We start from the raw sequence: 26173 nt of genomic DNA on the forward strand, positions 1-26173 counted from the left end.
GACCTGAATGTGCTTATCGAGAACGATGCTGCGTGGCATATCAAGCATGACGAGCATCGTGACATCGACAACGAGCGGGTCACCCGCATCAGAAAGGTGCCGGGCAAGGATGGCGCTCCGCCCAGCCTCGGCAATGACCACCTGACAGTTGAAGGCGAGAAACGGGATCACATCAAGGCGGACTATTCACTGACGGTGGATACCTCCCTGCACCAGAAACTGGGCCAATCCCTGTTGGTGGACGCCGGTGAAGAGGTGCATATCAAGGTGGGTGACAAGTTGGTGCTGGAGGCGGGATCCGAGATCACCCTCAAGGGGGGGGGAAGCTTTGTCAAAGTTGACCCGAGTGGCATCAAGCTGGTCGGCCCCGCCATCAAACTCAATGCCGGCGGCAGCCCGGGAGCAGGCTCTGGCTGGGCTGGTCAGGCTCCCGTTACTCCCAAAGGGGTTGAGGTGGTCAAAGCCCCGGAACTGGTTGAACTGGTCAAGGCGATTGCCACCGAGAAGGCTATGGAGGCGCTCTTGAAAGAAGAGAAGCCAATTGCAAGGGTGAGCTTTTCTGGAAGAGGGAAATAATGATGAGTAAATGGTGGAGTCTGTTTATTGGCTGTATAGCATGGTCAGGTGCCTATGCGGGGACTCTGGAAGAGCAATATAGTGGTTTGCATAATTGCCGTTTTGAGAATGTTTATTATGATCAGCAGCAGAAGCAGTTCGGCCCAGAAGCATATTTTTTTAAAGAGAATAACGCGAAACTTAGTGTATGCTGGGAATCTGAAGATATTACATCATTTTGCATTAATGGAAAATTAAAATTCTATGGTCTTGATGTAAAAGAATTAACACTTTCAGGAAAGAACAGCGACTACTTGGGGATCGTTTTTTTTAATGATGAAGAAACTGTTCGTCGGGTTTTATCAAAGCATTATACATTAGATGTGGCTGATAACGAAAAAAGCTTACCAAGCGTAGATATTTTACCTGAGGATGGATTCGCTCGAGTTTATTGCAATCTCTACAATGTAAAAGAGGATGAGTAACCATGCCTGCTTTTAATCCTGGAGCTTCATTTTCTTTAACAAGCCGATTTAGTAGTGCCAGAAGTCTTATGGGGGTAACAAGGCCTCATAAAGGCATAGATTTTAGGGCAATATCAGGAACGGCGATTCCTGCTGCCGGTAATGGAAAGGTAGTACTAAAAAAATTTAATAGAGGGGGATATGGTCATTATGTGATCCTTGAACATCGAAACAAAGATGGCGAATTTATCCATACTCTCTATGCCCACATGAAGGAGTCATCTAGATTAAACGTTGGTGACCGGATAGCAAAAGGCTCTACGGTAGGATTTGTTGGCTCAACAGGCAGAAGTACTGGCCCGCACCTTCATTTTGAAGTCCATCGCCATCGTAAGTCTGGGCAGCCACTGGCTAACCCTCGTGAAGAAGTTGATCCTCTTGCATTTGATGTTTCAGGTTTACAGTATCCTGATGAAGTTCATAGTGATACCGCTTCGAATATAGTAAAAAATGAGATAACAGGGGCATCTTGTCTACCAATTACACAATCAGATGGTCGTGAATTTAAAGATGCTAAGGATTTAGCTGCTCTTCTTGGCGATGAAGCTAATTATCTATTAGGCCTAAACACTTGGCATGGTGGTATTCATATTAGTGATGAAAAAGCACCTTGGGTCAAAGATATTCATCCTGTTCGCTGTATGGCTGATGGTGAGGTTGTAGCTTTTCGAATGATGCCTGACTATCTTGTCAGCAATTTTAAGGGGCGGGAATATCGCTATTCCAATTCTTTTTGCTTGGTTCGCCATTATTTCAAACAACCCAAATCAGCAGAGGAAAATAAAGGTTCTACGCAGAAGGAGAACAGTTCTGAAAAAAGGAGGGGGGCAGAAGATAATGGATTTACCTATTACACACTATATATGCATTTATGTCCTTGGGATAAATGGCCGAAAAACAGCCGCTATCGGTTAAAAAAGGGATGGCGGGTGCGTCATAGTGTACCGAATCATGATTACCAACCTCCCGCACTAACCTTGAAAGCGGGAGAGGAATTCGAACTTGTCGAAGGTGTTACTGCACAACGTGGTTATGTAACAGGTCAAGGGGAGTTCGAATTTGCTCGTATAAAGGTACTGAGTAATGGTGCTAGTAGCAAAGAGGTTTTGGCCACAAAAGGAATGGATAGCCTTTGGATGGCACAAGACCCAAGTGCGATAGAGAAAGTTGGCAACATTGTTAGACCTATGTGGGTATATGACAAAATAGAAGCTCGTGTGAAAGAAGATATGGTTGGTCGTGCCGACCCCAAAGCTCAAAAAGGGAAAACAGGACATTATGTAGCTGGTGACAGTGTTTTTAGTGTACCAGCTGGAAGTCTGATCAGCTTTGATGCACATAGGTGCGAGTGGCAGGAAGTTCGCGGTAGAGCGCGGCGAATGGCTCGTTGTGTCGTACAGCCTCTTGGTCGCTCTGTTTGGTTATGTGTAGAAGAAGAGAATATTGAGATTAAGCGCCAAGAGCCTACTCACTTGGGTAAGCTGTATGAATTGCCAACACCAGTACCAATTCGTGCTGGCGAGACCATTGGCTATCTAGGAATGTACGAAGCGCCAACTTCTACCGAAGGGGGAATGTCGAGCAAGCACATGGTCCACATTGAGCTGTTTAGCGACGATCCACGAGCAGAGGCAGTAGTTAGTAGCAAAGAGTGGAAGGATCAAGGCTTCACGCTGATTGATGGCTCTGATAGTGATGGTGCCCTGGATCCTGCTAAAATCCCCCCATTTTTCCTGAACCTGTATCGCCATGCTTCAGATGATAAAGAATTGAAAGATGATGAAATTACAGTTAAAAAACTGGAGAATGCTGTCGATAGTATAGGAAACTATGACAGGGTTAAAGGGATGGTGGTGAAGCATAGTAGTGAATGGTGGGTTCCAGCTTCGAAAATAATGATGGAGCAGTTTAAAATTATTTTTTGTAAAGTCACTGATCTCCCTCCTTTGGTTGAACACGAGGTTAAACGGGTGGAGGCATTGGGGTGGATGGATAAGCTTAGTCATGTTCATATTGCTGGACCAAAAATGTTGCATTTTTATCCATTTTCAATTAGCTGCGAGAATGTGGTTAAAAGAGAGCTTATATGGATGAAGAGAGTTTTTGAGTTATATGGGATTCAGATCGGTGAGGCGTTTAGAAATAAAGTAATCAAGGTTGGTGGCGAGTTAGGAATTGATCCTAATTATATAATGGCTTGTATAGCACTTGAAACAGGGACGAGGTTTGACCCATCTATAAAAAATCCTTACTCAAGTGCTACTGGCCTAATTCAATTAATGAGAGTAAGCGCAAATGAAATAGGTACGACAGTAGAGGCGTTAGCAAAAATGAATCATGTTGAACAAATGGATTACGTTAAAATGTATTTTGTTCGTAAGGCTGAAATGTTTGGTGTGCCCACGAATAGATGGTCGCTAGAAGATGTTTATCTTTCCATTTTTGCTCCTTCAGCGATTGCGATAGATGGTAACGCCCCCGTTTATTCCTCTCCGTCAGAAAACTACAACAGGAACAAGTTTCATGATTTGAATGGGGATGGTAAAATAATGAAATCAGAGATCGCCAATAATATTAGAGTCTTTTATGATAAAGGGTTTTCGTATGAAGGTTAGTCTTTTTTTAGATTTTTGTTTTTTTATTGTGGTATTTTGCTTTTGTATGCCATCCTGCGTGATTGCAGGCGTGAGTTTTAATGATTTTTCCGTTGACAAAGAAGATGTTTATTATGGAAGTCCACATGATCTTACTGAAGAAGATACTGGCTTTTATGAAATAGATTGGGCAAGAAAAAATGCAATTAAGGAAAAGCCTAACTTCGCTGGGCACTATGTTGTGTACACATTTAACTGTGGTACTGGCGCTGTGTGTAGTGAGGTTCTCGACCTTAAAACAGGACTTGTAATTTCAAGGCTCCCCAATCCTTATGAGTCAGGATCTTTAAGGCTGGATACTATTGTAAAGAGTTATCTAATGATCGTATCTGGTGTGGAAATGGATGTGGAAATGGATGGTCCACCATTAACAACTAAATGCTATGTTCTAGATAGGAAAGAGCTTGATTTGAAGTTGCTTGATAAGTGCAGCTGAGTTTAACTTATTGTCTTCATTTTTTATAAATAAGTTTTCTGACCACCAATACATTAGTAAAGTCATTTACCAACTGATGGCCGCTAGAAATAATTTTCTCGAGGCACCGTAGCCTAATTTTTCGGGGGTGTATAGAACTCTCTATTTTTCATTTGTCTTCTCAAAGCAAGGCGTAAGTGATGCGGATGTCTCTGTATAAGTAATATAATTTGGTAGCAAGAATGAGATGGCTTTTATTTTTTGTTTTATTTGTACGTAATGCAATCGCTGGCAATAACTTGCAATGTTATGACTATTTGGCGGATGCGGTTCGTAGTAGTAATTATGATTTTATATATGTTTCGGCTAAGGATGTAAATGTTATTGTAGATTCTGATGATGGCCAAGAAGTTAGTATGCAATTGACTTATGACACTGATGGTAGTGGTAGTATTGGATGGGCATCATACATTTATTCTGATGCATCATTATGGAATACATCTGCTTACCTTGAAGGTAAAATAAAACTGCAATATGGTGAATCAATAAAGAGTAAGTTGAAAAATTGTTTTGGTTTCCAATCTTCTTTGTCAAAGAAAAACTGACCATTAAACCATTATGATTAATATAGTAAGCTTTACATTCAGTTTTCATGAATATATTAGGTTATAGGATGAATACAACTGTCTTGTTTACCCTACTTTAGGGTGCACTTCTGTTGATGTTAATTCAAGGTCGTTTTGCAGATACGTAAACTCCCTTGGTATCTTTCCCTGCTGAAAAACTGGGATATATTTAGGTGCCAATCAGTTTTCTTTAGTGCCAATTTAACATTGAAAACATTTTAATTGTTGGGGCTTTTGTTGGCAGGGATTTCTATAATTAGAATACTTTATATGTGAAAGGAGATATCCATTACTAATTGATGAGGCTTGATACTGTTGTAATTGTTTTTTAATGTTAAGGATTGAATTGGATATGAATTTTAAATCTCTTGTTTTAATCTCAATGTTGAGTTTATCGAGTGCTGTCAATGCTGGTATTTTTGACTCAAAAGAGGAAAAACAGCCTTTCAAATGTGGTCGTGAGGATGCGGTAAACGCATTAACAGAGGCTCTGCGTGATAATGCCTTGTCGAGGATGTCAGTATCACCAGAAAAACTCGATTTCTTTCAAAGTCAAGTCGAAAAAATTCCCGTTAGCATCTCTGATGTTTCGACTACAAGTGATTCATCACAAGAGTTACGATGTGTAGCGACTGTATCAATGACTGTTCCTGTTGAAGTCAGGGAGTTAGCACAGAAAGCCCCGGACGTGTTCTCTGAGTTTATTAGAGAAAGTCATGGGTTGTATAAAAATGGCAATGTTACGTGGAATGGTGTTTCTTATAAAGCAAGGCTGGCCGATAATGAAAAAGACATTTCGGTCGCTTTAGGGGAGACTTATTATGCACCAATGTCATTAGCCAAGGCATCATACCTGGCGATCACTAAAGATGATATTGTTAAACAAAATGACCCATCTCGAGTTGCCATCGCCAAGCAGGCTTATGAAGCTGAGGATGCACGCTTGAATAAAATCTGGAAAGCTATTCCAGCATCTTTCAGAGCATCGATGAAAAATGAACAAATTTCTTGGGTATGGCAGAAGGAGAATGATTGCGGTAATATTGAATCTGTAAATAATCCGAACTTATCAATATCTGGTAAAGTGGAATTGTATGAGTGCCAAACCGAGATGACCAAGGCTAGGATAAAATATTTGAGTGGCCAGAAATAAGTTCCTCTATTTATGCATTACTAAAGTTTTTGGCACTATATAGTGAGTTGATATTACCTGACGCCGGCTTAACGCTGGTGTTTTTTTATCGCTACAAATAGTTTTGGTGCAGGATAGCTCGAAGATTTGTTGTATCCAGATGATTTTTCGTTGTGAGGATGGATTTAAATTTGAATCCGAGATGCAGATCCTGGTGATGAAAAAAAGTGATTAGGGGACAAAAAAGAAACCCGCCATGGGCGGGTGGAAGGATTGCAACACTAACCAGGAGGAGGTGTTACCAGGTAGACCCCACCTCTTCGGTAATAGTTCAATTTTATTGAAGTTTTTTCGTTTTCTTAGCGGGGTTTCCATCGGGATCTGCGGGGGCGGATGGGTTATCATTCTGCTCCCGTCATCCGGTTGCAGAGGATCTATGCCCGCGTTTTCCTGGTTAGCGCTCTTTTTCGGCGCCTTCTATTTTGTCTACGGTGCTTACTTGCCGTTCTGGTCGCTCTGGCTGGAGGGGGTGGGCGTCAGCGCCGAGATGATTGGTCTCCTGCTGGGAGCGGGGATGGCGATCCGCTTTGCCGGCAACCTGATGGTGATGGGGCAGATCAAGGGGGCGGGCCATCTGCTGCCGGTTACCCGGTTGCTCTCCCTGCTCAGTCTGCTGGCGTTTCTCGGCTTCTATCTCAGTCATAACCTCTGGTGGCTGGTGGGCTTGACCCTGCTGGCGAACTTTATCTATCCGACCCTGATGCCGGTGGGGGAGGCGCTGGCGACCCGCATGGTGGTGCAGGCGCACCTCGATTACGGCAAGGTGCGGCTGTGCGGCTCCTTTGCCTTTATCGTCGCCTCTACCCTGGTGGGGGCGCTGGTGGGCAACTTCGGTAGTGACTGGATTTTGCACACCATGGTGGCGGGGCTGGTGCTGATGCTGCTGCTCAGCTGGCTGCCGCTCTATCCGGCGCCACAGGATAGTCAGGGCGAGCGCGCCAAGGCGTCCTTGCTGGCAACCCTGCGCAGCGCGCCGGTGCGCCGCTTCCTGCTGCTGACCGCTCTGCTGCAGGGGAGCCACGCCGCTTATTACGGTTTCAGCGCCATCTACTGGAAGGCGCAAGGGTATAGCGGCACCATCATCGGCTATCTGTGGGCGCTCGGGGTGGTGGCGGAGATCTGTATGTTTGCCGCCGACAAGCGTTTCTTGCAGCGCTTTGGCGCCCAGAGCCTATTTATTGCAGGTGCCATCGGCTGTGTGGTGCGCTGGGTATTGCTGGGTGCCTCGACCGAGCTGTGGGTGTTGGTGCTGGGGCAACTGCTCCACTCGGTGACTTTCGGGGTGAGTCATCTCGGGGCGGTACGCTTCATGACCCGCCAGCTACCGGCCGAACAGTTGATCCCGACCCAGGCGCTCTATGCGGCCCTTGGCCTCGGCATGACGGTGGCGGCCCTGATGGCACTTTGCGGCGTGCTGTTCGAGCCTCTCGGCGGCGGTATCTTCTTCCTGATGGTGCTGGTGGTCTTGCCGGTGTTCTTCCTGCGGCTGCGCCCCTTTGCGCCGTCTGGGCAGGAGAGTGCTCCAGCCTGATATTTGTCTATTTGAATCATCACCTAACAAAAGGGAGAGCCACGGCTCTCCCTTTTTCGTTGCTGCAGTTTGCGCGTTACTGATGTTCGCCAAGATAGAGGCGGCTGAGGCGGCGCCAGGTATCCGAGCCGATGGTGCCAGCAAGCAGTTCATTGGAGGCGGCATCAAAGCGGCCATCCTGTAGCCAGCCCAGTTGGGGCAGCAGTTGGGCCAGAGTCACGTCATGGTGTTGCAGCTCCCGCTCCAGCGCTTCCCAGAAGGCGCTCCCCTTGACGTAAAAGTGCGGGTAGTAGGAGTGATCGCCCGCCAGCACCTCGCGAGCTGCCCGATAGAGGCCGCTATCGCTATGGGGCATCTGTTTGCCCCGCTCGGCCAGCTCGTTGACCGCCGTGACTTGATGCAGCCGAAAGCGGCGCAGCGCTTTGATGGCAAGGTATTCGGCGAGGCTCTCGTTGACCCAGGTGGGTTGTGGAGCAGAGTGGCGAGCGCTGAGGATATGCACCGCCTCGTGGGCCGAGGTGCGCAGCAGGCGCAAGAGGGCCTGTGGCGTCGGCTTGCCAGCCTCGGTGGGGTAGTTGGCGACAAACACCTGATCTCCGGCGGCGCCGCCAAGGGAGCGGGTCGCCACATCCCGCCCCAGCCACACCAGTTGCCATGGATGAGTGGGCGGATCCACATCGAGCTGGAAGGCCAGATAGTCGATGATCTCATTCAGTTGCTGCTGCAAGGCCGGCAGATCGAGCTGGTTGGCGATCTCGTCATGGCTCAGCACCAGCCGCGGATCTGGCTTGGTGACGGGCACAGTGTCCAGACCAAACGGCAGGATCAGCGGTGGCTGGTTGACATCCGGCAGCGGTTGGCAGCTGCCATCCGGCAGACAAACCTCCCCTCGGTGGTTCCCCATCTGGCGCACAAAGTTACCCCACTCGGTCAATAGCCACTGATTGGGTGCGAACAGAAGCGACTGTTGGGCCGAGGCATCAGCACCCTCTGCCGGAGCCTGTGTGAGCGTGATCTGCCAGCCGATCTCCTTGCAGGAGAAGGGCTGGTTGAGGGCAACCGGCTGGTTGTCTGCAAGGCAGACCAGCGCGGGGGAAACCGGCGTGGCACTGCCCGGCAACTGACGAGCGGGGAGCAGGGTAAAGGGAGGTTTGCCCTGCATAGTGAGGTGCACTTGCAGCACATTGGCGCTGGCGCCCTGCTCTATAAGGTAGCGGGGGCCGTTCGCGTCATTGCCAGCGCAGGCCCACAGTGGCAGCAGCCACAGGGCAAACAGGGTGATATGACGACTCATAAGGGGGTTAGCGCTCCTGCTCGTAGCCCAGCAGATCGCCGGGCTGGCATTTGAGTTCACGGCAGATGGCCTCCAGAGTGGAGAAGCGCACCGCCTTGGCGTGGCCATTCTTGAGGATCGAGAGGTTGGCCTCGGTGATGTCGATGCGCTGGGCCAGCTCGCGGGCGGTCATTTTGCGCTCTGCCAGCAGGGCATCGAGGCGGATGATAATGGGCATACGTTCCTCACACCGTCAGTTGCTGTTCATCGGCCAGCAGTTTGGCCTCGCGCATGACCAGTGCCAGCGCCAGTACGATCAGTCCCGCCAGCAGTACCCGGAAATCGGAGGTACTCAGCGCTATGGTACCGAGTACTTCCGGGCCTCTCATGGTGAGCACCGTATCCAGCAAGGGGGTCAGGATCAATTCGACCAGGAAGGTTGCACAGAGCAGCAGTCCGATCTGCCGATAGCGGCGGATCTGCTCGAAGGTGAAGAGCAGACCGGCGCGGTAGCCACGAAACAGCTGGCGCAGTTGCCAGAGCATCATCATAAAGACCAGATCCGGCAACAGCTGCACCAGGGTGCCGAGCAGCCGGGTGGAGAAGTGAAGGGGATAGTCGGCAGGATTGATGCCGGGGCGGCTCAAGATGGTGTTGAGTTTATCCTGCAGAAAATCGGCGCCACCGAAGGGGGTCCACACCTCCAGCAAGGTGATCAAAGGGGTAGCCAGCAGTGCCAGTAGCAGCAGCCATTCGATCAGCATGCTCGAGCGTTCGAGTTTGTTGGAGATCATCTCATTCCTCACTGTGATGGTTTTATCTGAAAGGTAAAGTTTATCGTTTATCAATATTCACATCGGCAATGTTTATTGTTTTACGATATACAGTCAAGATAAAACTTATTGAAAAACGATAATTTCAATCTGTCCGAAGGGGATGACTTTTGGCTGCTGCCTCTCTAGACTGGCGAGGCTGTATACAAAAACTCAACATGGACAAGGAGTTATCGATGCACCAGGGATGGCTGCTGATCGGATTGTCGCTCACCTATCTGGGGCTGCTGTTTCTGATCGCCTTCGTGGCAGACAAGCACAAACGGCACCGTCTCAAGGGGCAACCGCTGCTCTACAGCCTGTCGCTGGCGGTCTACTGCACCTCCTGGACCTTCTTCGGCACCGTGGGGCAGGCGAGTGAATCCCCCTGGTCGCCGGTGCCCATCTATCTTGGCCCCATGCTGGTCTTTCTGTTTGGCTGGCGGCTGCTGGCCCGCCTCATTCTGGTGGCCAAACGCGAGCACATCACCTCCATCGCCGACTTTATCGCCGCCCGTTACGGCAAATCCCAGCGGCTCGCCATGGTGATCGCCCTCATCGCCATCATGGGGATCCTCCCTTATCTGGTGTTGCAGCTTAAAGCCATCGTCACCGGGCTGGATCTGCTGATGGTCAACAGCGGCGGCATCAGCCCGACCAGCAATACCAGCGAGCTGGCGCTCGGGGTCACTCTGCTGTTGGCGCTGTTCAGCATCCTGTTCGGCACCCGCCATCTCGATGCCACCGAGCACCACAAGGGGATGGTGGTGGCCATTGCTTTCGAGTCGGTGGTCAAATTGCTGGCCTTTATCGCGGTGGGGGGCTTCGCCCTCTGGCTGATCCTGAGCAAACCGGGCGAAGCTCACGAACAGGTGACCCGCGACTTCTTTGCGCAGGTGGTGGCGGTGAGCCCCGGTAACCTGCTGGAGCTTGCCATCTATACGGTGTTGGCGATGTGCGCCGTCATCTGCCTGCCGCGCCAGTTTCATGTGACTGTGGTGGAGAACAATCAGGGGCAGGATCTGCACTGGGCGCGCTGGATCTTCCCGCTATACCTGTTCGTGATGGGGCTCTTTATCTGGCCGCTGGCGCTGGCGGGCAAGCAGTGGGTGGGTGCCGATATGGCCTCCGACACCTATGTGATCAGTCTGCCGATGGCTCTCGGTTTCGATGGCATGGCGATGCTGGCGTTTCTCGGTGGCACCTCGGCGGCTACCGGTATGGTGATCGTCTGCACCATCGCACTGGCGATCATGGTGAGCAATGATCTGGTGCTGCCGGTGCTGCTGCGCCGCTTCTGGCGGCAGGGCCGTGACGAGCGGCTGGTACGGCTGCTGTTGCAGGTGCGCCGTGGCGCCATCCTGCTGATCTTGCTGGCGGCCTGGGGGCTCTACCTCTGGCTCGGCGATCTCACCAGCTTGTCGCGCATCGGTTACCTCTCCTTTGGCGCGGTGGCCCAGTTTGCGCCGGCCCTGCTGCTCGGTCTCTACTGGCGTCACGGCAATCGCAAGGGGGTCTATCTTGGGTTGAGCCTCGGGGTGAGCCTCTGGTTCGTCACCCTGCTGGTGGAGAGCGGGCTGTTGGCCGGTTCTCCGCTGGCCGAACTGCTGGCGCCGCCGGACTGGCCCGCATTTCGCGAGCTGAGTCTCGGAGCCTGGTGTATCTTCCTGAGCCTGCTATTCAACCTGCTCGGTTATGTGGCGGGCTCGCTGCTGTCGCGCCCTGCGGTGAGCGAGCGGCTGCAGGCGGCCAACTTTGTCGGCAAGCCGAGTCGCGATACCGCTGCCCTCTATCAGGCGCGGGTCTCGGTCAAGGAGCTGGAGATGCTGGCGGCCCGCTTTGTCGGTTCAAGCCGGGTCAAACGCGCCTTTGGTCGTTTCGCCGGTGAGCGGGGCGGCACCCTGGCGCCACAGATGCAGGCCTCGGCCGAGCTGATTGCCCACACTGAGCGGCTGCTGGCGGGGGTGTTTGGCACTTCGTCGGCGCGGCTGGTGCTCGCCTCTGCCCTGCAGGGGCGCAACATGCAGCTCGAGGAGATCGCCACCATAGTCGATGAGGCCTCCGACGTGTTTCGCTTCAACCGCGGCCTGCTGCAGGGGGCGATCGAGCATATCGGGCAGGGGATCTCGGTGGTGGACAGGGAGCTTCGGCTGGTGGCCTGGAACCGCCGCTACATCGAGCTGTTCCACTATCCGCCGGGGCTTATTCAGGCAGGGCGCCCCATCGAGGAGATCATTCGCTACAACGCCCAGCAGGGGCTCTGTGGTCCCGGTGATATCGAGGATCATGTGGCGCGGCGGGTCGCCTTTATGAAGCGCGGCATTGCCCATATCTCGGCGCGGGAGCGTCCGGACGGGCGGGTGATCGAGATGCAGGGCAATCCCATGCCGGCCGGTGGTTTCGTCATGACCTTTACCGACATCACGCCGTTTCGTGATGCCGAACGGGTGCTGCGTGAAGCCAACGAGCATCTGGAGGCGCGGGTCGCCGAGCGTACCCGCGAGCTCTCCGAACTCAACCGCCAGCTGCTGCTGGTCAACCAGCAGGTGGAGCGGGCCAATCAATCCAAGAGCCGTTTTCTGGCGGCGGTCAGCCACGATCTGACCCAGCCCCTCAACGCGGCCAAGCTGTTTACCTCCTCCCTGCTGGAGATGCTGCCGGCAGAAGAGGAGCCTGCCCGCATCGCCCGTCATATCGACGATGCGCTGGGGGCGACCGAGGATCTCATCAGCGATCTGCTCGATATCTCGCGCCTTGAGGCGGGCAAGTTCAAAGCCAAGAAACTCGACTTCGCCCTGCACGAGCTGTTCGACAACCTGAAGGCGGAGTTCGGGGTGCTGGCGCAGGCGGGGGGGATCCACTTCTCGGTGGTGGAGAGCAAGCTGGCGGTGCACAGCGATGTGCGCCTGCTGCGCCGGGTGCTGCAGAACTTCCTGACCAATGCGTTTCGCTACAACCCGGGCGGCCGGGTGCTACTTGGTTGCCGCCGGATGGGGGACAAGATCCGCATCGAGGTATGGGACAACGGCCCCGGCATCCCGCAGGACAAGCAGGAGGCTATTTTTGACGAGTTCTCCCGCCTCGATCACTCCCGCACCGCCAAGGAGCAGGGGCTGGGTCTGGGGCTCGCCATCGCCCGTGGCATCTCGCTGGTGCTCGGTCATCAGCTCACTTTGCAGAGTTGGCCGGGCAAGGGATCGGTCTTTGCGGTGACCCTCAATCTGGCGACCCGGCCGGTCACGGCCCATCAGCTGGCGGCGCCGGTGGTGCGTGACAGCCAGCTGGAAGGTGTAGCCGTGCTCTGTATCGACAACGAGCGGGACATTCTGACCGCCATGAGCACCCTGCTTGGCCGTTGGGGCTGCGAGGTGCGCTGTGCCGTCGATCTGGCCGAAGCCGAGGAGCTGGTGGCACAAGGGTTTGTGCCGAGACTGGTGCTCTCTGACTACCACCTCGACGACGGCAAGACCGGGTTGGAGGCGCTCGCTGCCCTGCAGCGGGTGTGTGGCGACGAGCTGGGAGGCATCATCATCAGTGCCGATCGCAAGAGCGAGTTGCAGGCGCAGATCCGCGAGCGGGGGTATGGCTACATCAGCAAGCCGGTCAAACCACTCAAACTGCGGGCCCTGATGAACAGCCTGCTGATGCGCTAGCCGCAGCCGGGGCGGCTAGCCGTGAACCGGCTCACAAAACCGCGCAATGATCCTGTGACCCGTGGTCATGGATGAATGCCGAAAACAGAGGTTTATTGGCGAAGATCTCTTCATCTTCCTGCGTAATGGCTGCCAGTTACTCTTTTGGCTTGCCACTGTCGGTGAACGCCGACAGTGGCAGACCGGATTGGCTCACTCTATAGTCGGGATGCGATTTTTTGCATCGCAAATGAAGTAACCGAAGGGCAAACCGATCGCAAGATCGGGACGCAAAGCTTCCGGTCCAGGGATGAGCCGTACTTGAGATAGCGGGGCCACCACAGGTTGTTGTGCACCTTTGCCAAGAGGCCGCACTGCCGTCTGCGTTACCTGTCAGGGCGTAGCCCTTTTCGTTGCCAACATAACGAAATAGGGAAATATAAAAATGCTAAGTCCAAAGCCTACCATGCTGGCCCTTGCGGTCGGTCTGTGCTGCGCCTCGTCCGCTTATGCTGCGGCGCCCGGCAAGCCCACCATCGGATGGGGTCCCACCAAGTTTTCCATCGTTGAAGTCGATCAGGCGGCCACTGCCTACAACAATCTGGTCAGGGTAAAGGATGCCGCCGATGTGGAGGTGAACTGGAACCTCTGGAGCGGCGATCTGGGCCAGAGTGCCAAGGTACTGCTAAATGGTCAGGAGGTGTGGTCCGGCCCCTCGGCCGCAGCGGGCAGCGCCAAATTCAAGGTGAAGAAAGGGGGGCGCTACCAGATGCAGGTGGCGCTGTGCAACGCCGATGGCTGTACCCTCTCTGATGCCAAGGAGATCGTGGTTGCCGATACCGACGGCAGCCATCTGGCGCCACTCAAGGCGCCGCTGCAGGAGAACAACAAGCCCTACGCCAACAAGTCCGGCAAGGTGGTGGGGACTTACTATGTGGAGTGGGGAGTCTATGGCCGCAAGTTTACGGTGGACAAGATCCCGGCCCAGAACCTGACCCATATCCTCTATGGTTTCACCCCCATCTGCGGCGGGGATGGCCTCAACGACAGCCTCAAGGAGATCGAAGGGAGCTTCCAGGCGCTGCAGCGGGCGTGTGCCGGTCGCGCCGACTTCAAGGTGGCGATGCACGATCCATGGGCCGCCATCCAGATGCCGCAAGGCAACCTCACTGCTCATGACGAGCCCTACAAGGGCAACTTTGGCGCCCTGATGGCGCTCAAGCAGGCCTATCCGAATCTCAAGATCCTCCCCTCGGTCGGCGGCTGGACCCTCTCCGACCCCTTCTACTTCCTCGGTGATAAAACCAAGCGCGATGTGTTTGTCGGCTCGGTGAAAGAGTTCCTGCAGACCTGGAAGTTCTTCGACGGTGTGGATATCGACTGGGAGTACCCGGGCGGACAGGGCGCCAACCCGAAACTGGGCAGCCCGAGTGATGGTGCCACCTATGTGGCCCTGATGAAGGAGCTGCGGGCCATGCTCGACGAGCTGGAGGCCGAGACCGGTCGCCAGTATGAGCTCACCTCGGCCATCGGGGCGGGGGGCGACAAGATCCAGGATGTGGACTACAAGGCGGCCCAGCCCTACATGGACCACATCTTCATGATGACCTACGACTACAACGGTGCCTGGAGCAACACCGAGCTGGGCCACCAGACCAACCTTTATGCGGCGAGCTGGGATCCCGATACCAAGTACACCACCGACAAGGCGGTCAATCAGCTGCTGGCGCAGGGGGTTGAGCCGGGCAAGCTGGTGGTTGGTGCCGCCATGTATGGCCGTGGCTGGACTGGCGTGAGCGGTTATCAGGGCAACAACCCCTTCACCGGCAAGGCGACCGGCAAGGTGAAAGGCACCTGGGAGGACGGGGTGGTGGATTACCGCGACATCGTCAACAACCGCATGGGCAGTGGCTGGGAGAAGAGCTACGACGAGGTGGCCGAGGCTCCCTACCTGTTCAAGGCGTCGACCGGCGATCTCATCACCTATGACAACGATCGCTCGGTCAAGGCCAAGGGGCAGTATGTGCTGGCCAACAAGCTCGGTGGCCTCTTCTCCTGGGAGATCGATGCCGACAACGGTGACATCCTCAACGCCATGCACGAGGGGCTGGGCCACGGCGAGGGGACGACTCCACCAGCCAACAAGCCGCCGCTGGCCAATGCAGGCAGTGACCTCAAGGTGACCGGCCCGACCGAGGTGACGCTGGATGGGTCGGCCTCCCACGATCCGGAAAACAGCGCGCTCAGCTACAGCTGGAAGCAGATCTCCGGGCCGCAGGCTGGCTTGCTTGATGCCACTCAGGCCAAGGCCCGCGTTGTACTCGATGCGGTGACTGCCGACATCAATCTGGTGTTCGAGCTGACAGTGACCGATGACCAGCAGTTGAGTGCCAAGGATCAGGTTGTTGTCACCAACAAGGCGCCGCAGGCCAATCTGGCGCCGGTGGTGAGTGTACCTGCTACGGCCTCTGTGGAGGCGGGCAAGCAGGTGACCATCAAGGCGACCGCCTCTGATCCGAACGGTGATCCGTTGACTTATCAGTGGAGTGTGCCGGCAGGCATCACCGCAACGGGTCAGAACAGCGCCACTCTGGTGGTCACCGGCCCGAGCGTCACCAGCGACATCGGCTATGACTTGGGCGTCACCGTCTCCGACGGCGGGCTGGATGCCAGCGCGGCAACTCGTCTGACGGTCAAACCGGCCAGCAGCGGCGGTGGTTGCACGGCAACCGATCCGGATGCGGCCAACTGGCCAGTCTGGAAAGCAGCCAGCACCTATAACAGCGGCGACAAGGTGAGTCACAACCAGCTGGTGTGGCAGGCCAAGTACTGGACCCAGGGCAACGAGCCTAGCCGCACCGCGGATCAGTGGCTGCTGGTGAGCAAGGTGCAACTGGGTTGGGATGCCAATGTGGCCTACAACGGTGGCGAGCTCACCACCCATAACGGCCGTCAGTGGAAGGCGCAGTACTGGACCAAGGGCAATGAGCCCGGCAAACACGACGTCTGGCAGGATATGGGAGCCGCCAGTTGTAAATAAGCATTGAATGGTGGCGGGGCATGCCAGTCATGCCCCGTTTTTTCTCCCCGCTTCGCCACATTCTGGCGGGTCTGCCAATCGGTTTCCCCACCCAGCTTCTCTTTTGTGCCTGCAAAGCGGCCCTTCCGGGCTAGTGATTAATGCTCTCCCCGATAGCTGGCATCTGTGCCACACGCTGCTCTTTGCCAGCCATTGAGGCTGTTGATAAGCCAGATCATCCCGGCCAGTGGCAAGGCATAAATCGTCAAACGAACAAATTTGTCGTATCTGGATAACCGGGTGCGTGAGGGCAATTCGCTGGGCATGAAGACACCTGCTGGCCATGCAAAGCGGCGATTATAAATTCATTAGTTGCGATACAGATGGGTCTTTTGTCGCATATTGTTCTTACTCATTGATTTTTCTCAATTTGGTGTGATGCAGATCAAAAAAATGATGTGAGGTATCTGGTTGGAGGTGATGAGATTAGGTCTACATATCCGGCTGTTTTTTAAACATTAATTTCTTGAAAGTGGGTAATTGTCGGGGTTGGTAACTGGTGGGCTGGCAATGGTCCGATTTGCTTACTTATCAGAATTACCCTACAGTCAATCGGCGATTATTTATCGCCAGAAATAACGTTGTGACAAGGGCAAACCGATTGAAAAGTCGGGACGCAAAGCTTCCGGTCTAAGGGTCAAGACGACCTAGGATAGCGGGGCCACCACAGTAGAATGCAGGCTGCCTTTGCCAAGGGGCGGCCGTTTTTGTGTCACCTGTCGTGTTGCGTTGCCCTTTCGTTTTTCCCATAACGAAACGAAAAGGAAAGCAATATGCTAAGTCCAAAACCTGCACTGCTGGCCATGATGGTCGGCACCCTGCTCGCCTCCGCCGCCGCTTATGCGGCAGCTCCCGGCAAACCCGCCATCGGTTGGGGCCCCACCAAGTTTGCCATCGTCGAAGTCAACCAGTCCGCGACCGCTTATAACGAGCTGGTCAAGGTGAAGGATGGCGCCGATGTGACCGTCACCTGGAATATCTGGAACGGCGATATCGGCCAGAGTGCCAAGGTGCTGCTGGATGGCAAGGAAGTCTGGTCCGGTCCCTCTTCCGCCGCGGGTACCGCCACCTTCAAGGTGCACAAGGGGGGCCGCTATCAGATGCAGGTCGCGCTGTGCAACGGCGATGGCTGCACCCTGTCTGATGCCAAGGAGATCGTGGTCGCCGATACTGATGGCAGCCACCTCGTACCGCTCAAGCCTGCTCTGCAGGAGAATAACAAACCCTATGTCAACAAGTCCGGCAAGGTGGTCGGCACCTACTATGTGGAGTGGGGGGTCTATGATCGCAACTTCACCGTGGACAAGCTGCCAGCCCAGAACCTGACCCATATCCTCTATGGCTTCACCCCGATCTGTGGCGGTGATGGCCTCAACGACAGCCTCAAGGAGATTTCCGGCAGCTTCCAGGCGCTGCAACGTGCCTGTGCCGGGCGCAAGGATTTCCAGGTCGCCATTCACGATCCCTGGGCCGCGCTGCAAAAAGGGCAGGGGTCACTGGTCGCCTGGGATGAGCCCTACAAGGGCAACTTCGGCAACCTGATGGCCCTCAAGCAGGCCTATCCGGACCTGAAGATCCTCCCCTCCGTCGGTGGCTGGACTCTCTCCGATCCCTTCTTCTTCATGCATGACAAAGCCAAGCGTGACGTGTTCGTCGCCTCGGTCAAAGAGTTCCTGCAGACCTGGAAGTTCTTCGACGGTGTCGATATCGACTATGAGTTCCCGGGTGGCGATGGCGCCAACCCCAATCTGGGGGACAAGACCAAAGATGGGGAAACCTATGTGCTGATCATGAAGGATCTGCGCGCCATGCTCGACGAGCTGGAGGCCGAGACCGGTCGCACCTATCAGCTCACCTCCGCCATCGGTGCCGGTTACGACAAGATTGAGGATGTGGATTACAAGGCTGCCCAGCAGTACATGGACCACCTCTTCGTGATGAGTTACGACTACAACGGCGCCTGGAGCAATACCTCCCTGGGTCATCAGGCCAACCTCTATCAGGCCACCAACGGCTCGGCCAACAAGCGCTACAACACTGAGGCAGCGGTGCAGCAGCTGCTGGCGCAAGGGGTCGACTCCGGGAAGCTGGTGATCGGTGCCGCCGCCTACGGTCGCGGCTGGAAAGGGGTGAGCGGATATCAGGGCAACGATCCCTTCACCGGCACCGCCACCGGCAAGATCAAGGGCACCTGGGAAGATGGCGTGCTGGATTATCGCCACATCGTCAACAGCCATATGGGCGCAGGCTGGGAGTACAACTACGACGAGACTGCCGAAGCGGCCACCCTGTTCAAGCCCTCCACCGGCGAGCTGATCACCTATGACGACGAGCGCTCGGTCAAGGCGAAAGGCCAATACGTGCTGGCCAACAAGCTGGGCGGGCTCTTCTCCTGGGAGATCGATGCCGACAACGGTGACATCCTCAACGCCATGCATGAAGGCCTGGGGCACGGTGAAGGGGTCACTCCGCCAGCCAACAAGCCGCCAGTAGCCAACGCGGGCAGCGATCTGAGTGTCACCGGCCCGACCGAGGTGACGCTGAACGGCTCCGCGTCCCACGACCCGGAAAATGGCGCCCTCACCTATAGCTGGAAGCAGATCTCCGGCCCGCAGGCTGCCCTGCTAGATGCCACTCAGGCCAAGGCCCGGGTTGTACTCGATGCGGTGTCCGCCGACATCAATCTGGTATTCGAGCTGACGGTGACCGATGACCATCAACTGACCGCCAGGGATCAGGTGGTGGTGACCAACAAGGCGCCGCAACCCAACCTGCCACCGGTGGTCACATTGCCTGCCAGCGTCAAGGTGGAAGCGGGCAAACAGGTGAGCATCACTGCCAAGGCATCCGACCCCAATGGCGACGAGCTGATCTATCAATGGCAAGTGCCTGCCGGTATCACGGCGACCGGCCAGAACAGTGCCACCCTGGTGGTCACCGCCCCGGCGGTGGATACCGAAACCGGTTATGACCTTTCAGTGACCGTCTCCGATGGCGCACTCGACACCAACGCGGCCACCCGTCTCACCGTCACACCAATCAACGAAGGCGGTGAGGGTGGCTCTTGTAACACCACAGATCCGGAAGCAGCCAACGTTCCCGCATGGCAGGCCAGCAAGGTCTACAACGGCGGTGACAAGGTGAGCCATAACCAGCTGGTATGGCGTGCCAAGTACTGGACTCAGGGTAATGAGCCGAGCCGCGCCGCCGATCAGTGGGCGCTGGTGAGTCAGGTTGATCTGGGTTGGAACGCAGCCGTTGCCTACAACGGCGGGGATCTCACCAACCACAACGGCCGTCAGTGGAAGGCTAAGTGGTGGACTCAAGGCAATGAGCCGGGCAAGCACGATGTCTGGCTGGATATCGGGGCAGCAAGCTGTAACTGAGGCCTCCTCACCAATGAGGGGGCATGGCGACATGCCCCCTCATTCCCGGTAGCAATATGAACGAGAACCCGACAATGACCACAAATGTGACCCGAATCGCAGCCCTCATCATGGCAACCCTGGCGGCTGGCCCCTTGTCTGCCACCACCTCGCCCCTGATATTCAATGACACGACACCGCAAAGCGATCTGACCGGCAGCCTGGCTGCCAGCGTGCAGTTTGCCCAGAGCCAGATCCTGCCGTCTCATCCCAAGGAGGGGGATCGCCAACCCATCCTGACCAGCCTGCGCAAGAGCCTGCTGCTGGTGAAACCGCTCCAGGCCGACGGGGTGACCCCGATGACGGTGGAGGCCCGTGACGGCAGTGGCACGCTGCTTGGCACCCTGACCTTGTCACCGCCATCGGCGCTGCCCGAGACTGTCTACCACCTCGCGGGGGTTCCCGAAGGGGGAGTGAGCTTCATCCCGGAGAGCGGCACCACTGCCGTCATCAGCAGCAGTGCTGATTTGGCCAAACTGAGCGACAAGAGCGGCGCCTTCCTCAAGGATCGGCTCACTGGTCGCGCGCTGGTGGAGATCCAGACCGCCGACGGCCGCTGGGTTCGGGATATCTACCTGCCCGTGAGCCCGGAGCTGGAGGGGAAGATGGTGCGGATCCGCTCCAGCGCCGGTTATAACTCGACGGCCTTTTATGGTGAGCGACAGGTGACCGTCTCCCGTGGCCAGACCCTGCAGTTCAAGTTTGCCAATGGGCAGTGGTTCCGCGAGGGGGAGCTGGAGAACAACCGCATCACCTATGCAGCGGATACCTGGAGCGGCGAGCTGCCTGCCGAGTGGATCCAGCCCGGACTGAACCTCTCCGTTCGTCAGGGCAATCTCAGTGGTGAACTGCGTGACATCAAGGTCGGCGCCCCCGGCGAGCTGCTGCTGCACACCATCGACATCGGCATGCTCACCACACCACGGGATCGCTTTGCCTTTGCCAATGACAAGGAGGCCCATCGCGAATACTTCCAGACCATTCCGGCCAGCCGGATGATTGTCAGTCAGTATGCACCGCTCTCCCTACCTGAGGTGATGCTGCCCAACGGCACATTGCTGACCGATTTTGACCCGAGCGAAGGGGGCTGGCATGGCGGCACCATGCGTCAGCGCATCGGCAAGGAGCTTATCTCCCACGGTATCGACAATGCCAACTACGGCATCAACAGCAGTGCCGGTGAAGGGGAAGGAAGCCATCCCTTTGTGGTGGCCCAGCTGACGGCGCACAACAGCCGCGGCAAATATGCCAATGGGGTTCAGGTGCACGGTGGCTCAGGTGGCGGTGGCATCGTCACGCTGGATGATTCGCTGGGCAACGAGTTCAGCCACGAGGTGGGCCATAACTTCGGCCTTGGCCACTATGTGGATGGTTTCCGCGGCTCGGTTCATCGCAGTGCCGATCAGCTCAACTCCAGCTGGGGCTGGGACAGTGACAAACACCGTTTCATCCCCAACTTCTCGCCGACCCGCACCAATGAGGATGCCTGTCTGGATGACCAGTGCCAGCCGCCGTTCGATGGCCGCAAGTTTGGCCACGATGCGATGGCGGGCGGCCGCCCTCTCTCCGGCGCCAACCGTTTCACTCTCTATACCCCCAATTCGGCCGCCATCATCCAGCGTTTTCTGGAGAGCAAGGCGGTGTTCGATGCCAACTCGGCCACCGGCTTTAGCAAGTGGAACAGTGCGATGGCCAGGATGGAGCCCTATCAGCACACAATCGAGTGGATCGAGAAGGTCGATGCTCCCATGGATGCCCTGAGCGAGGCCGGACTGAGTGCCCTGCTGGCGGATTACGGCTTGGTAAGGGTCGCCATGTGGGATGGACGCTGGACTCGTGATATCCGGGTGCCGGTTGCCTCTGCGGACAACCGGGGACGCAGTCTGACCATCGATCACGGGGCCGGTTACAACAGTCGCCTCTTTATCAACGGCAAGGAAATTGTGGTGAACCGGGGCTTCAAGAAGAGCTTCACCTCGGATGGCCAGAGCTGGGTGGAGGTCTCCCCCATCGATACCAAGATTGCACGCAAGCCCGAGCAGTTCGGCGTGCCGGTGACCACCCTGGTGGGCTATTACGATCCGCAAGGAGCCCTGAGCAGCTACATCTATCCGGCGCTGCACGGCGCCTATGGCTTCACCTACCCGGATGACAGCAGCACCCTGTCCGGCAATGACTGTCAGTTGCAGGTGGAGACCCGCGATGGTCTGCAGCGCTTCAGGCTGGCCAATCACCGGGCGGCCAGCAGCGTCATGAACAAGTTCCACATCAACCTGCCCACCGCCAGCGAGCCCGGCCGCGCCACCATCCAGTGCCGTGGCCAGACACTGGTACAGCAGAGCTTGCTGCCACCGCAGCAGACCCTCTCCTTTACCGTCAACGGGCGGCCGCTGGAGCAGGGCGTGGTTGAGAACCAGCCTCCGGTGGTGACCGTACCGGCGCAGCTCGGCGGCATCGGCGGTGAGTGGCTGACCATCACCGCCGAGGCGAGCGATCCCGAGGGGGATGCGCTCAGCTACCGCTGGCACTTCCCGGCGGGCTGGCAGGCGGAGGGCGAGACCAGTGCCAACCTGCGTCTGCTACCGCCGGCTGTCACCACCAGCGAGCAGCATGAGCTGAGTGTGAGCGTCTCGGACGGGGTACATCAAAGCGAAGGGCGCGTCGTGCTGACGCTGGCGCCCGTGGTCGACGGTTCTTGCAACACCACCGATCCGGAAGCGGCGAATGTTCCCGCATGGCAGGCCGGCAAGGTCTACAACGGCGGTGACAAGGTGAGCCACAACCAGCTGGTATGGCAGGCCAAGTACTGGACTCAGGGCAATGAACCGAGCCGCGCCGCCGATCAGTGGGCACTGGCGAGTCAGGTTGATCTGGGCTGGAGCGCCGCTGTTGCCTACAACGGCGGGGAGCTGACCAACCACAACGGCCGTCAGTGGAAGGCCAAGTGGTGGACTCAAGGCAACGAGCCGGGCAAGCACGATGTCTGGCTGGATGTCGGGGCGGCAAGCTGCCCCTAGGTTGAGTCCATGATGAAGATGGCGGAGCCTGTTCAGGCGGGCTCCGCCTTTTGCCACAAAACCATAGAGAGCAACAATAATGAAAAAAAACCGCATCACCCTTCTGCTTGCCGGCATGGTGCTGAGCGGCCACCTGTGGGCGGCCGAGGCATACGACATCAACAAATCCTACCTGGGCGGCAGCCAGGTCAATTACAACGGCCAGGTTTTCGAGGCCAAGTGGTGGGTCAACCCGGGTCAGACTCCCGGCATGGCGGCCGCCAATGAGTGGGATACCCCGTGGAAGCTTGTCGGCGAAGGGGAAGTTACCCCGCCTGACACCGGTGGCGATGACAAGCCCAATCCGCCAACGCCTACCCCGCCGGATGGCAGCACCACCCCCGTCTATATGAGCCAGGCCGAGCTGGATGCCAAAGAGAAGGCGCTGACCGACTTCCCGGCGATGGAAGCGGTCAAGGCTTCCATCGCTACCCGGGACAATCTGGTAGTCGAGGCGGTGCAGCCTGGCCGTGCCGACAACCCGGGCAACGTCAAGCGGGTCGAAAGCCTGCTGAGCGAGAGCCAGTTCAACTACCTGTTCCCGCTGCGCGCCCCCGAGTACACCTATCGCGGCCTGCTACAGGCTGCGGCCAAGTTCCCGGCCCTGTGCAGCGACTACAGCGATGGCCGCGATGCCGATGCTATCTGCCGCAAGACGTTGGCGACCATGTTCGCTCACTTCGCCCAGGAGACCGGCGGCCATGAAAACTGGCGCCCGGAGGCCGAGTGGCGTCAGGCGCTGGTCTACGTGCGCGAGATGGGATGGAATGAGACCATGCGCGGCGGTTACAACGCCGAGTGCCGCCCCGATGTGTGGCAGGGTCAGCAGTGGCCGTGCGGTACGTTCGACAATGGCGAGTTCAAGAGCTACTTTGGCCGCGGTGCCAAGCAGCTCTCCTACAACTACAACTACGGCCCCTTCTCCGAGGCGATGTTCGGTACGGTGCGCACCCTGCTCGACCGTCCCGATCTGGTGGCCGACACCTGGTTGAACCTGGCCAGCGCGGTGTTCTTCTATACCTATCCGCAGCCGCCCAAGCCCTCCATGCTCCATGTCATCGATGGCACCTGGCAGCCAAACGAGCACGACAAACAGAACGGTCTGGTGCCGGGCTTCGGGGTCACCACCCAGATCATCAATGGTGGGGTGGAGTGCGGTGGCCCGGTCGAGCACGCCCAGTCCCAGAATCGCATCAACTACTACCGCGAGTTTGCCAACTACCTCGGGGTGGCGGTGCCATCCGACGAAGTGCTGGGCTGCAAGAATATGAAGGTGTTTGACGACAATGGCGCCGGTGCCTTGCCCATTTATTGGGAGCAGGACTGGAGCTATGTGGCAGAGAACCCCAACGGCGGCAAGAGTTATGCGTGCAAACTGGTGGGCTACCAGACCCGTTTCAGCGCCTTCAAGGCAGGGGATTACAGCCGCTGCGTTCAGCACTTCTATCCGGAGGTGGTGATCGAGGATAACGGCGGTGGCACCAACCTGCCACCGGTGGCCAATATCACCGGCCCGGCGCAGGCCGAAGGTGGCAGCAAGGTGACCCTTTCCGGCCAGCATTCCAGCGATCCGGAAGGCAAGCCACTCTCTTATGCCTGGACTGTCCCGGCTGGAGCCTCTGCCCCGGCACTGGATCAGGTCACTCTGGAGTTGACCCTGCCCAAGCCGGCCAGCGATACCAAGCTGGAGATCAAACTGACGGTCACAGATGAAGGTAATCTGAGCCGCAGCACTACCCAGAGCCTGCAGGTGAAAGGGGAGGAGGGGGGCGTAACGCCGCCTGACTATCCGGCCTATAAAGAGGGGACTCCCTACAAGGCAGGCGAGCGGGTCAGCAACGGCGGTGCCAGCTACGAGTGCAAACCGCACCCCTACACCGGCTGGTGTGCTGGTGCCGCCTGGGCTTATGAGCCGGGCAAGGGAACCGCGTGGAGTGATGCCTGGATCAAGCTGTGATCCGGCATTAAGCCGAAGCAATAAAAGATGGGGCCTGCGGGCCCCATTCTTGTTTGGTGGAGTTCAGGTTTGGCCGTGGAACATCTGGCCCGGACAGGACAGCGCCTCGAAAGGGCTGTGTGATGATGTGTGTTGTTGTTTTATTACATTTTCCGTGAAAGGCTTTCAGCAATTATTTGCCGTAGCGGAAGTAGTATTCACGGGTGGAGGGGGCATAGGCATCTTTCTCTACAACGCCGTTCTTGGTGGTTGCACCGCGCAGGTGGAACAGGACTGCCAGATTCTCAAACATGGTTTACCTCATCGCTCTGTCATTTATGGTTATGGTATGTGACCTAGGTCACGGTTTGATCCTATGGTCATTTGTGAGCCAGATCAACTTTCTATGTTGTAAATTTACAAAAATCATGGAAAGGGTTTTCAAATGCAATGCCCTTTATGGAAAGGCTTTCCCGAGGTGACGGGGGAGAAGCTGATTACCAGCCACCATAGAGAGGTCTGAGAGCGGGGGCGTTGCAAGGGGAAAGAGGCTCGCTGCACGGCCTCTCCTTTATAGGTGCTTGAGCCAATTTGTGACATAAAACAGAGAGATAGCACGTGCCTTGCTGGTAAAAACAGCGAACTGCTGCAATTTTGACTAAACGAATCAGTCGCGGTTATTTTAGGGTTGACAGCAAAGCGGGTGATGCCTATCATGCGCCTCCGTTGCCGGAGATAACTTCGTCAGCACCGAGGTGAGTTGGGGTTATAGCTCAGCTGGGAGAGCGCTTGCATGGCATGCAAGAGGTCCGCGGTTCGATCCCGCGTAGCTCCACCAAATTCTCCTCGAACAATCTGGAATCAAAGGGGTTATAGCTCAGCTGGGAGAGCGCTTGCATGGCATGCAAGAGGTCCGCGGTTCGATCCCGCGTAGCTCCACCAGATTCTTGATTGTTGTATTGAATACCCAGGGCAGTGTGGTGTGTATCACCCAAGCCGACCTTTGTGGGGTTATAGCTCAGCTGGGAGAGCGCTTGCATGGCATGCAAGAGGTCCGCGGTTCGATCCCGCGTAGCTCCACCATTATTTAGGATGAATGGCCGCCAGAACCATTCATTCAGTACCGAATTTGGGGTTATAGCTCAGCTGGGAGAGCGCTTGCATGGCATGCAAGAGGTCCGCGGTTCGATCCCGCGTAGCTCCACCAAATTCAGAGTGACTAATGTCATTCACACAAATCGGGGTTATAGCTCAGCTGGGAGAGCGCTTGCATGGCATGCAAGAGGTCCGCGGTTCGATCCCGCGTAGCTCCACCAAATTCTTGTTACAAGAAGCAAAAAGGCCACCGCATCGCGGTGGCCTTTTTGTTTTCTCCTGTCCCGTCCTGAATATGGTTTACACCTTTCCCCCCAATAAATGGAGAACCCGATGGGACAAGGTGTGAAACGGACACAGCGCGATTA

General features: G+C 56.0%; 14 protein-coding genes, 5 tRNA genes, 1 pseudogene and 2 riboswitches. Of the genes and pseudogenes, 17 read left to right on the plus strand and 3 right to left on the minus strand.

Going from position 1 to position 26173, the window contains the following annotated elements; all coding sequences use genetic code 11:
* The 7 genes and pseudogenes from ACW5XC_RS19605 to ACW5XC_RS19635 form a co-directional block, all read left to right on the plus strand.
* Nucleotides 1-576 (plus strand): annotated as a pseudogene (locus ACW5XC_RS19605) (type VI secretion system tip protein VgrG); the annotation flags it as partial.
* The gene (locus ACW5XC_RS19610; RefSeq protein ID WP_124928681.1) at nucleotides 576-1040 is read left to right on the plus strand and encodes a hypothetical protein; all 465 of its coding nucleotides are present in this window, start codon (nucleotides 576-578) and stop codon (nucleotides 1038-1040) included. The pseudogene ACW5XC_RS19605 and the gene ACW5XC_RS19610, both read left to right, overlap by 1 nt.
* 2 nt (nucleotides 1041-1042) lie before the next feature.
* Nucleotides 1043-3694, plus strand: a complete 2652-nt coding sequence (locus tag ACW5XC_RS19615) for a peptidoglycan DD-metalloendopeptidase family protein (protein ID WP_080771418.1) — start codon at nucleotides 1043-1045, stop codon at nucleotides 3692-3694.
* Complete coding sequence (locus tag ACW5XC_RS19620) at nucleotides 3684-4169, plus strand: hypothetical protein (protein WP_124928683.1); 486 nt, start codon at nucleotides 3684-3686, stop codon at nucleotides 4167-4169. Before ACW5XC_RS19615 ends, ACW5XC_RS19620 begins: the two co-directional genes overlap by 11 nt.
* 221 nt (nucleotides 4170-4390) lie before the next feature.
* Nucleotides 4391-4753: a hypothetical protein gene (locus ACW5XC_RS19625; RefSeq protein ID WP_155397232.1), complete on the plus strand. Its 363-nt coding sequence runs from the start codon at nucleotides 4391-4393 to the stop codon at nucleotides 4751-4753.
* A gap of 373 nt (nucleotides 4754-5126) precedes the next feature.
* Nucleotides 5127-5927: a lysozyme inhibitor LprI family protein gene (locus ACW5XC_RS19630; RefSeq protein WP_162183930.1), complete on the plus strand. Its 801-nt coding sequence runs from the start codon at nucleotides 5127-5129 to the stop codon at nucleotides 5925-5927.
* Between the two features lie 415 nt (nucleotides 5928-6342).
* Nucleotides 6343-7497, plus strand: coding sequence for a 3-phenylpropionate MFS transporter (locus ACW5XC_RS19635; RefSeq protein WP_042056431.1), 1155 nt, complete (start codon nucleotides 6343-6345; stop codon nucleotides 7495-7497).
* A gap of 76 nt (nucleotides 7498-7573) precedes the next feature.
* Here the strand turns inward: ACW5XC_RS19635 and ACW5XC_RS19640 are convergent, their stop codons facing one another.
* The 3 genes from ACW5XC_RS19640 to ACW5XC_RS19650 are packed head-to-tail and all read right to left on the minus strand — an operon-like array spanning nucleotide 7574 to nucleotide 9564.
* The gene (locus ACW5XC_RS19640) at nucleotides 7574-8791 is read right to left on the minus strand and encodes a hypothetical protein (RefSeq protein WP_042056430.1); all 1218 of its coding nucleotides are present in this window, start codon (nucleotides 8789-8791) and stop codon (nucleotides 7574-7576) included.
* A 7-nt stretch (nucleotides 8792-8798) separates the two neighbouring features.
* Nucleotides 8799-9008, minus strand: a complete 210-nt coding sequence (locus ACW5XC_RS19645) for a helix-turn-helix domain-containing protein (protein ID WP_005335250.1) — start codon at nucleotides 9006-9008, stop codon at nucleotides 8799-8801.
* 7 nt (nucleotides 9009-9015) lie between these two features.
* Nucleotides 9016-9564, minus strand: a complete 549-nt coding sequence (locus ACW5XC_RS19650) for a DUF2975 domain-containing protein (RefSeq protein ID WP_042056429.1) — start codon at nucleotides 9562-9564, stop codon at nucleotides 9016-9018.
* Between the two features lie 215 nt (nucleotides 9565-9779).
* On the opposite strand from ACW5XC_RS19650, the gene ACW5XC_RS19655 reads away from it, so the two are divergent.
* The 10 genes from ACW5XC_RS19655 (at nucleotide 9780) to ACW5XC_RS19700 (ending at nucleotide 26026) form a co-directional block, all read left to right on the plus strand.
* On the plus strand, nucleotides 9780-13235 hold the full coding sequence (locus tag ACW5XC_RS19655; protein WP_042056428.1) for a hybrid sensor histidine kinase/response regulator: 3456 nt from the start codon (nucleotides 9780-9782) through the stop codon (nucleotides 13233-13235).
* A 234-nt stretch (nucleotides 13236-13469) separates the two neighbouring features.
* Nucleotides 13470-13557: riboswitch (cyclic di-GMP riboswitch) on the plus strand.
* Nucleotides 13558-13659: 102 nt separating this feature from the next.
* Nucleotides 13660-16254, plus strand: coding sequence for a glycosyl hydrolase family 18 protein (locus ACW5XC_RS19660; RefSeq protein WP_042056426.1), 2595 nt, complete (start codon nucleotides 13660-13662; stop codon nucleotides 16252-16254).
* 620 nt (nucleotides 16255-16874) lie between these two features.
* Nucleotides 16875-16962: riboswitch (cyclic di-GMP riboswitch) on the plus strand.
* A gap of 104 nt (nucleotides 16963-17066) precedes the next feature.
* A complete protein-coding gene (locus ACW5XC_RS19665) occupies nucleotides 17067-19679 on the plus strand; it encodes a glycosyl hydrolase family 18 protein (protein ID WP_042056422.1) in 2613 nt (870 codons plus the stop codon).
* Between the two features lie 74 nt (nucleotides 19680-19753).
* Nucleotides 19754-22735: a M66 family metalloprotease gene (locus ACW5XC_RS19670; RefSeq protein ID WP_042056420.1), complete on the plus strand. Its 2982-nt coding sequence runs from the start codon at nucleotides 19754-19756 to the stop codon at nucleotides 22733-22735.
* 79 nt (nucleotides 22736-22814) lie between these two features.
* Complete coding sequence (locus ACW5XC_RS19675; protein ID WP_042056418.1) at nucleotides 22815-24731, plus strand: glycoside hydrolase family 19 protein; 1917 nt, start codon at nucleotides 22815-22817, stop codon at nucleotides 24729-24731.
* Nucleotides 24732-25472: 741 nt separating this feature from the next.
* Nucleotides 25473-25548 (plus strand) — tRNA-Ala (locus ACW5XC_RS19680).
* 28 nt (nucleotides 25549-25576) lie between these two features.
* Nucleotides 25577-25652, plus strand: a tRNA-Ala gene (locus tag ACW5XC_RS19685).
* 65 nt (nucleotides 25653-25717) lie between these two features.
* Nucleotides 25718-25793 (plus strand) — tRNA-Ala (locus ACW5XC_RS19690).
* 48 nt (nucleotides 25794-25841) lie between these two features.
* A tRNA-Ala gene (locus ACW5XC_RS19695) sits at nucleotides 25842-25917 on the plus strand.
* A gap of 33 nt (nucleotides 25918-25950) precedes the next feature.
* Nucleotides 25951-26026, plus strand: a tRNA-Ala gene (locus tag ACW5XC_RS19700).
* The last annotated feature ends 147 nt before the right edge of the window (nucleotides 26027-26173 follow it).

Source organism: Aeromonas sp. 25-AL00135 (assembly GCF_054052385.1).

Coding starts and splice junctions, on each gene's coding strand:
- ACW5XC_RS19610 (WP_124928681.1), top strand. CDS start 576: ATGATGAGTAAATGGTGGAGTCTGTTTATTGGCTGTATAGCATGGTCA.
- ACW5XC_RS19615 (WP_080771418.1), top strand. CDS start 1,043: ATGCCTGCTTTTAATCCTGGAGCTTCATTTTCTTTAACAAGCCGATTT.
- ACW5XC_RS19620 (WP_124928683.1), top strand. CDS start 3,684: ATGAAGGTTAGTCTTTTTTTAGATTTTTGTTTTTTTATTGTGGTATTT.
- ACW5XC_RS19625 (WP_155397232.1), top strand. CDS start 4,391: ATGAGATGGCTTTTATTTTTTGTTTTATTTGTACGTAATGCAATCGCT.
- ACW5XC_RS19630 (WP_162183930.1), top strand. CDS start 5,127: ATGAATTTTAAATCTCTTGTTTTAATCTCAATGTTGAGTTTATCGAGT.
- ACW5XC_RS19635 (WP_042056431.1), top strand. CDS start 6,343: ATGCCCGCGTTTTCCTGGTTAGCGCTCTTTTTCGGCGCCTTCTATTTT.
- ACW5XC_RS19640 (WP_042056430.1), bottom strand. CDS start 8,791: ATGAGTCGTCATATCACCCTGTTTGCCCTGTGGCTGCTGCCACTGTGG.
- ACW5XC_RS19645 (WP_005335250.1), bottom strand. CDS start 9,008: ATGCCCATTATCATCCGCCTCGATGCCCTGCTGGCAGAGCGCAAAATG.
- ACW5XC_RS19650 (WP_042056429.1), bottom strand. CDS start 9,564: ATGATCTCCAACAAACTCGAACGCTCGAGCATGCTGATCGAATGGCTG.
- ACW5XC_RS19655 (WP_042056428.1), top strand. CDS start 9,780: ATGCACCAGGGATGGCTGCTGATCGGATTGTCGCTCACCTATCTGGGG.
- ACW5XC_RS19660 (WP_042056426.1), top strand. CDS start 13,660: ATGCTAAGTCCAAAGCCTACCATGCTGGCCCTTGCGGTCGGTCTGTGC.
- ACW5XC_RS19665 (WP_042056422.1), top strand. CDS start 17,067: ATGCTAAGTCCAAAACCTGCACTGCTGGCCATGATGGTCGGCACCCTG.
- ACW5XC_RS19670 (WP_042056420.1), top strand. CDS start 19,754: ATGACCACAAATGTGACCCGAATCGCAGCCCTCATCATGGCAACCCTG.
- ACW5XC_RS19675 (WP_042056418.1), top strand. CDS start 22,815: ATGAAAAAAAACCGCATCACCCTTCTGCTTGCCGGCATGGTGCTGAGC.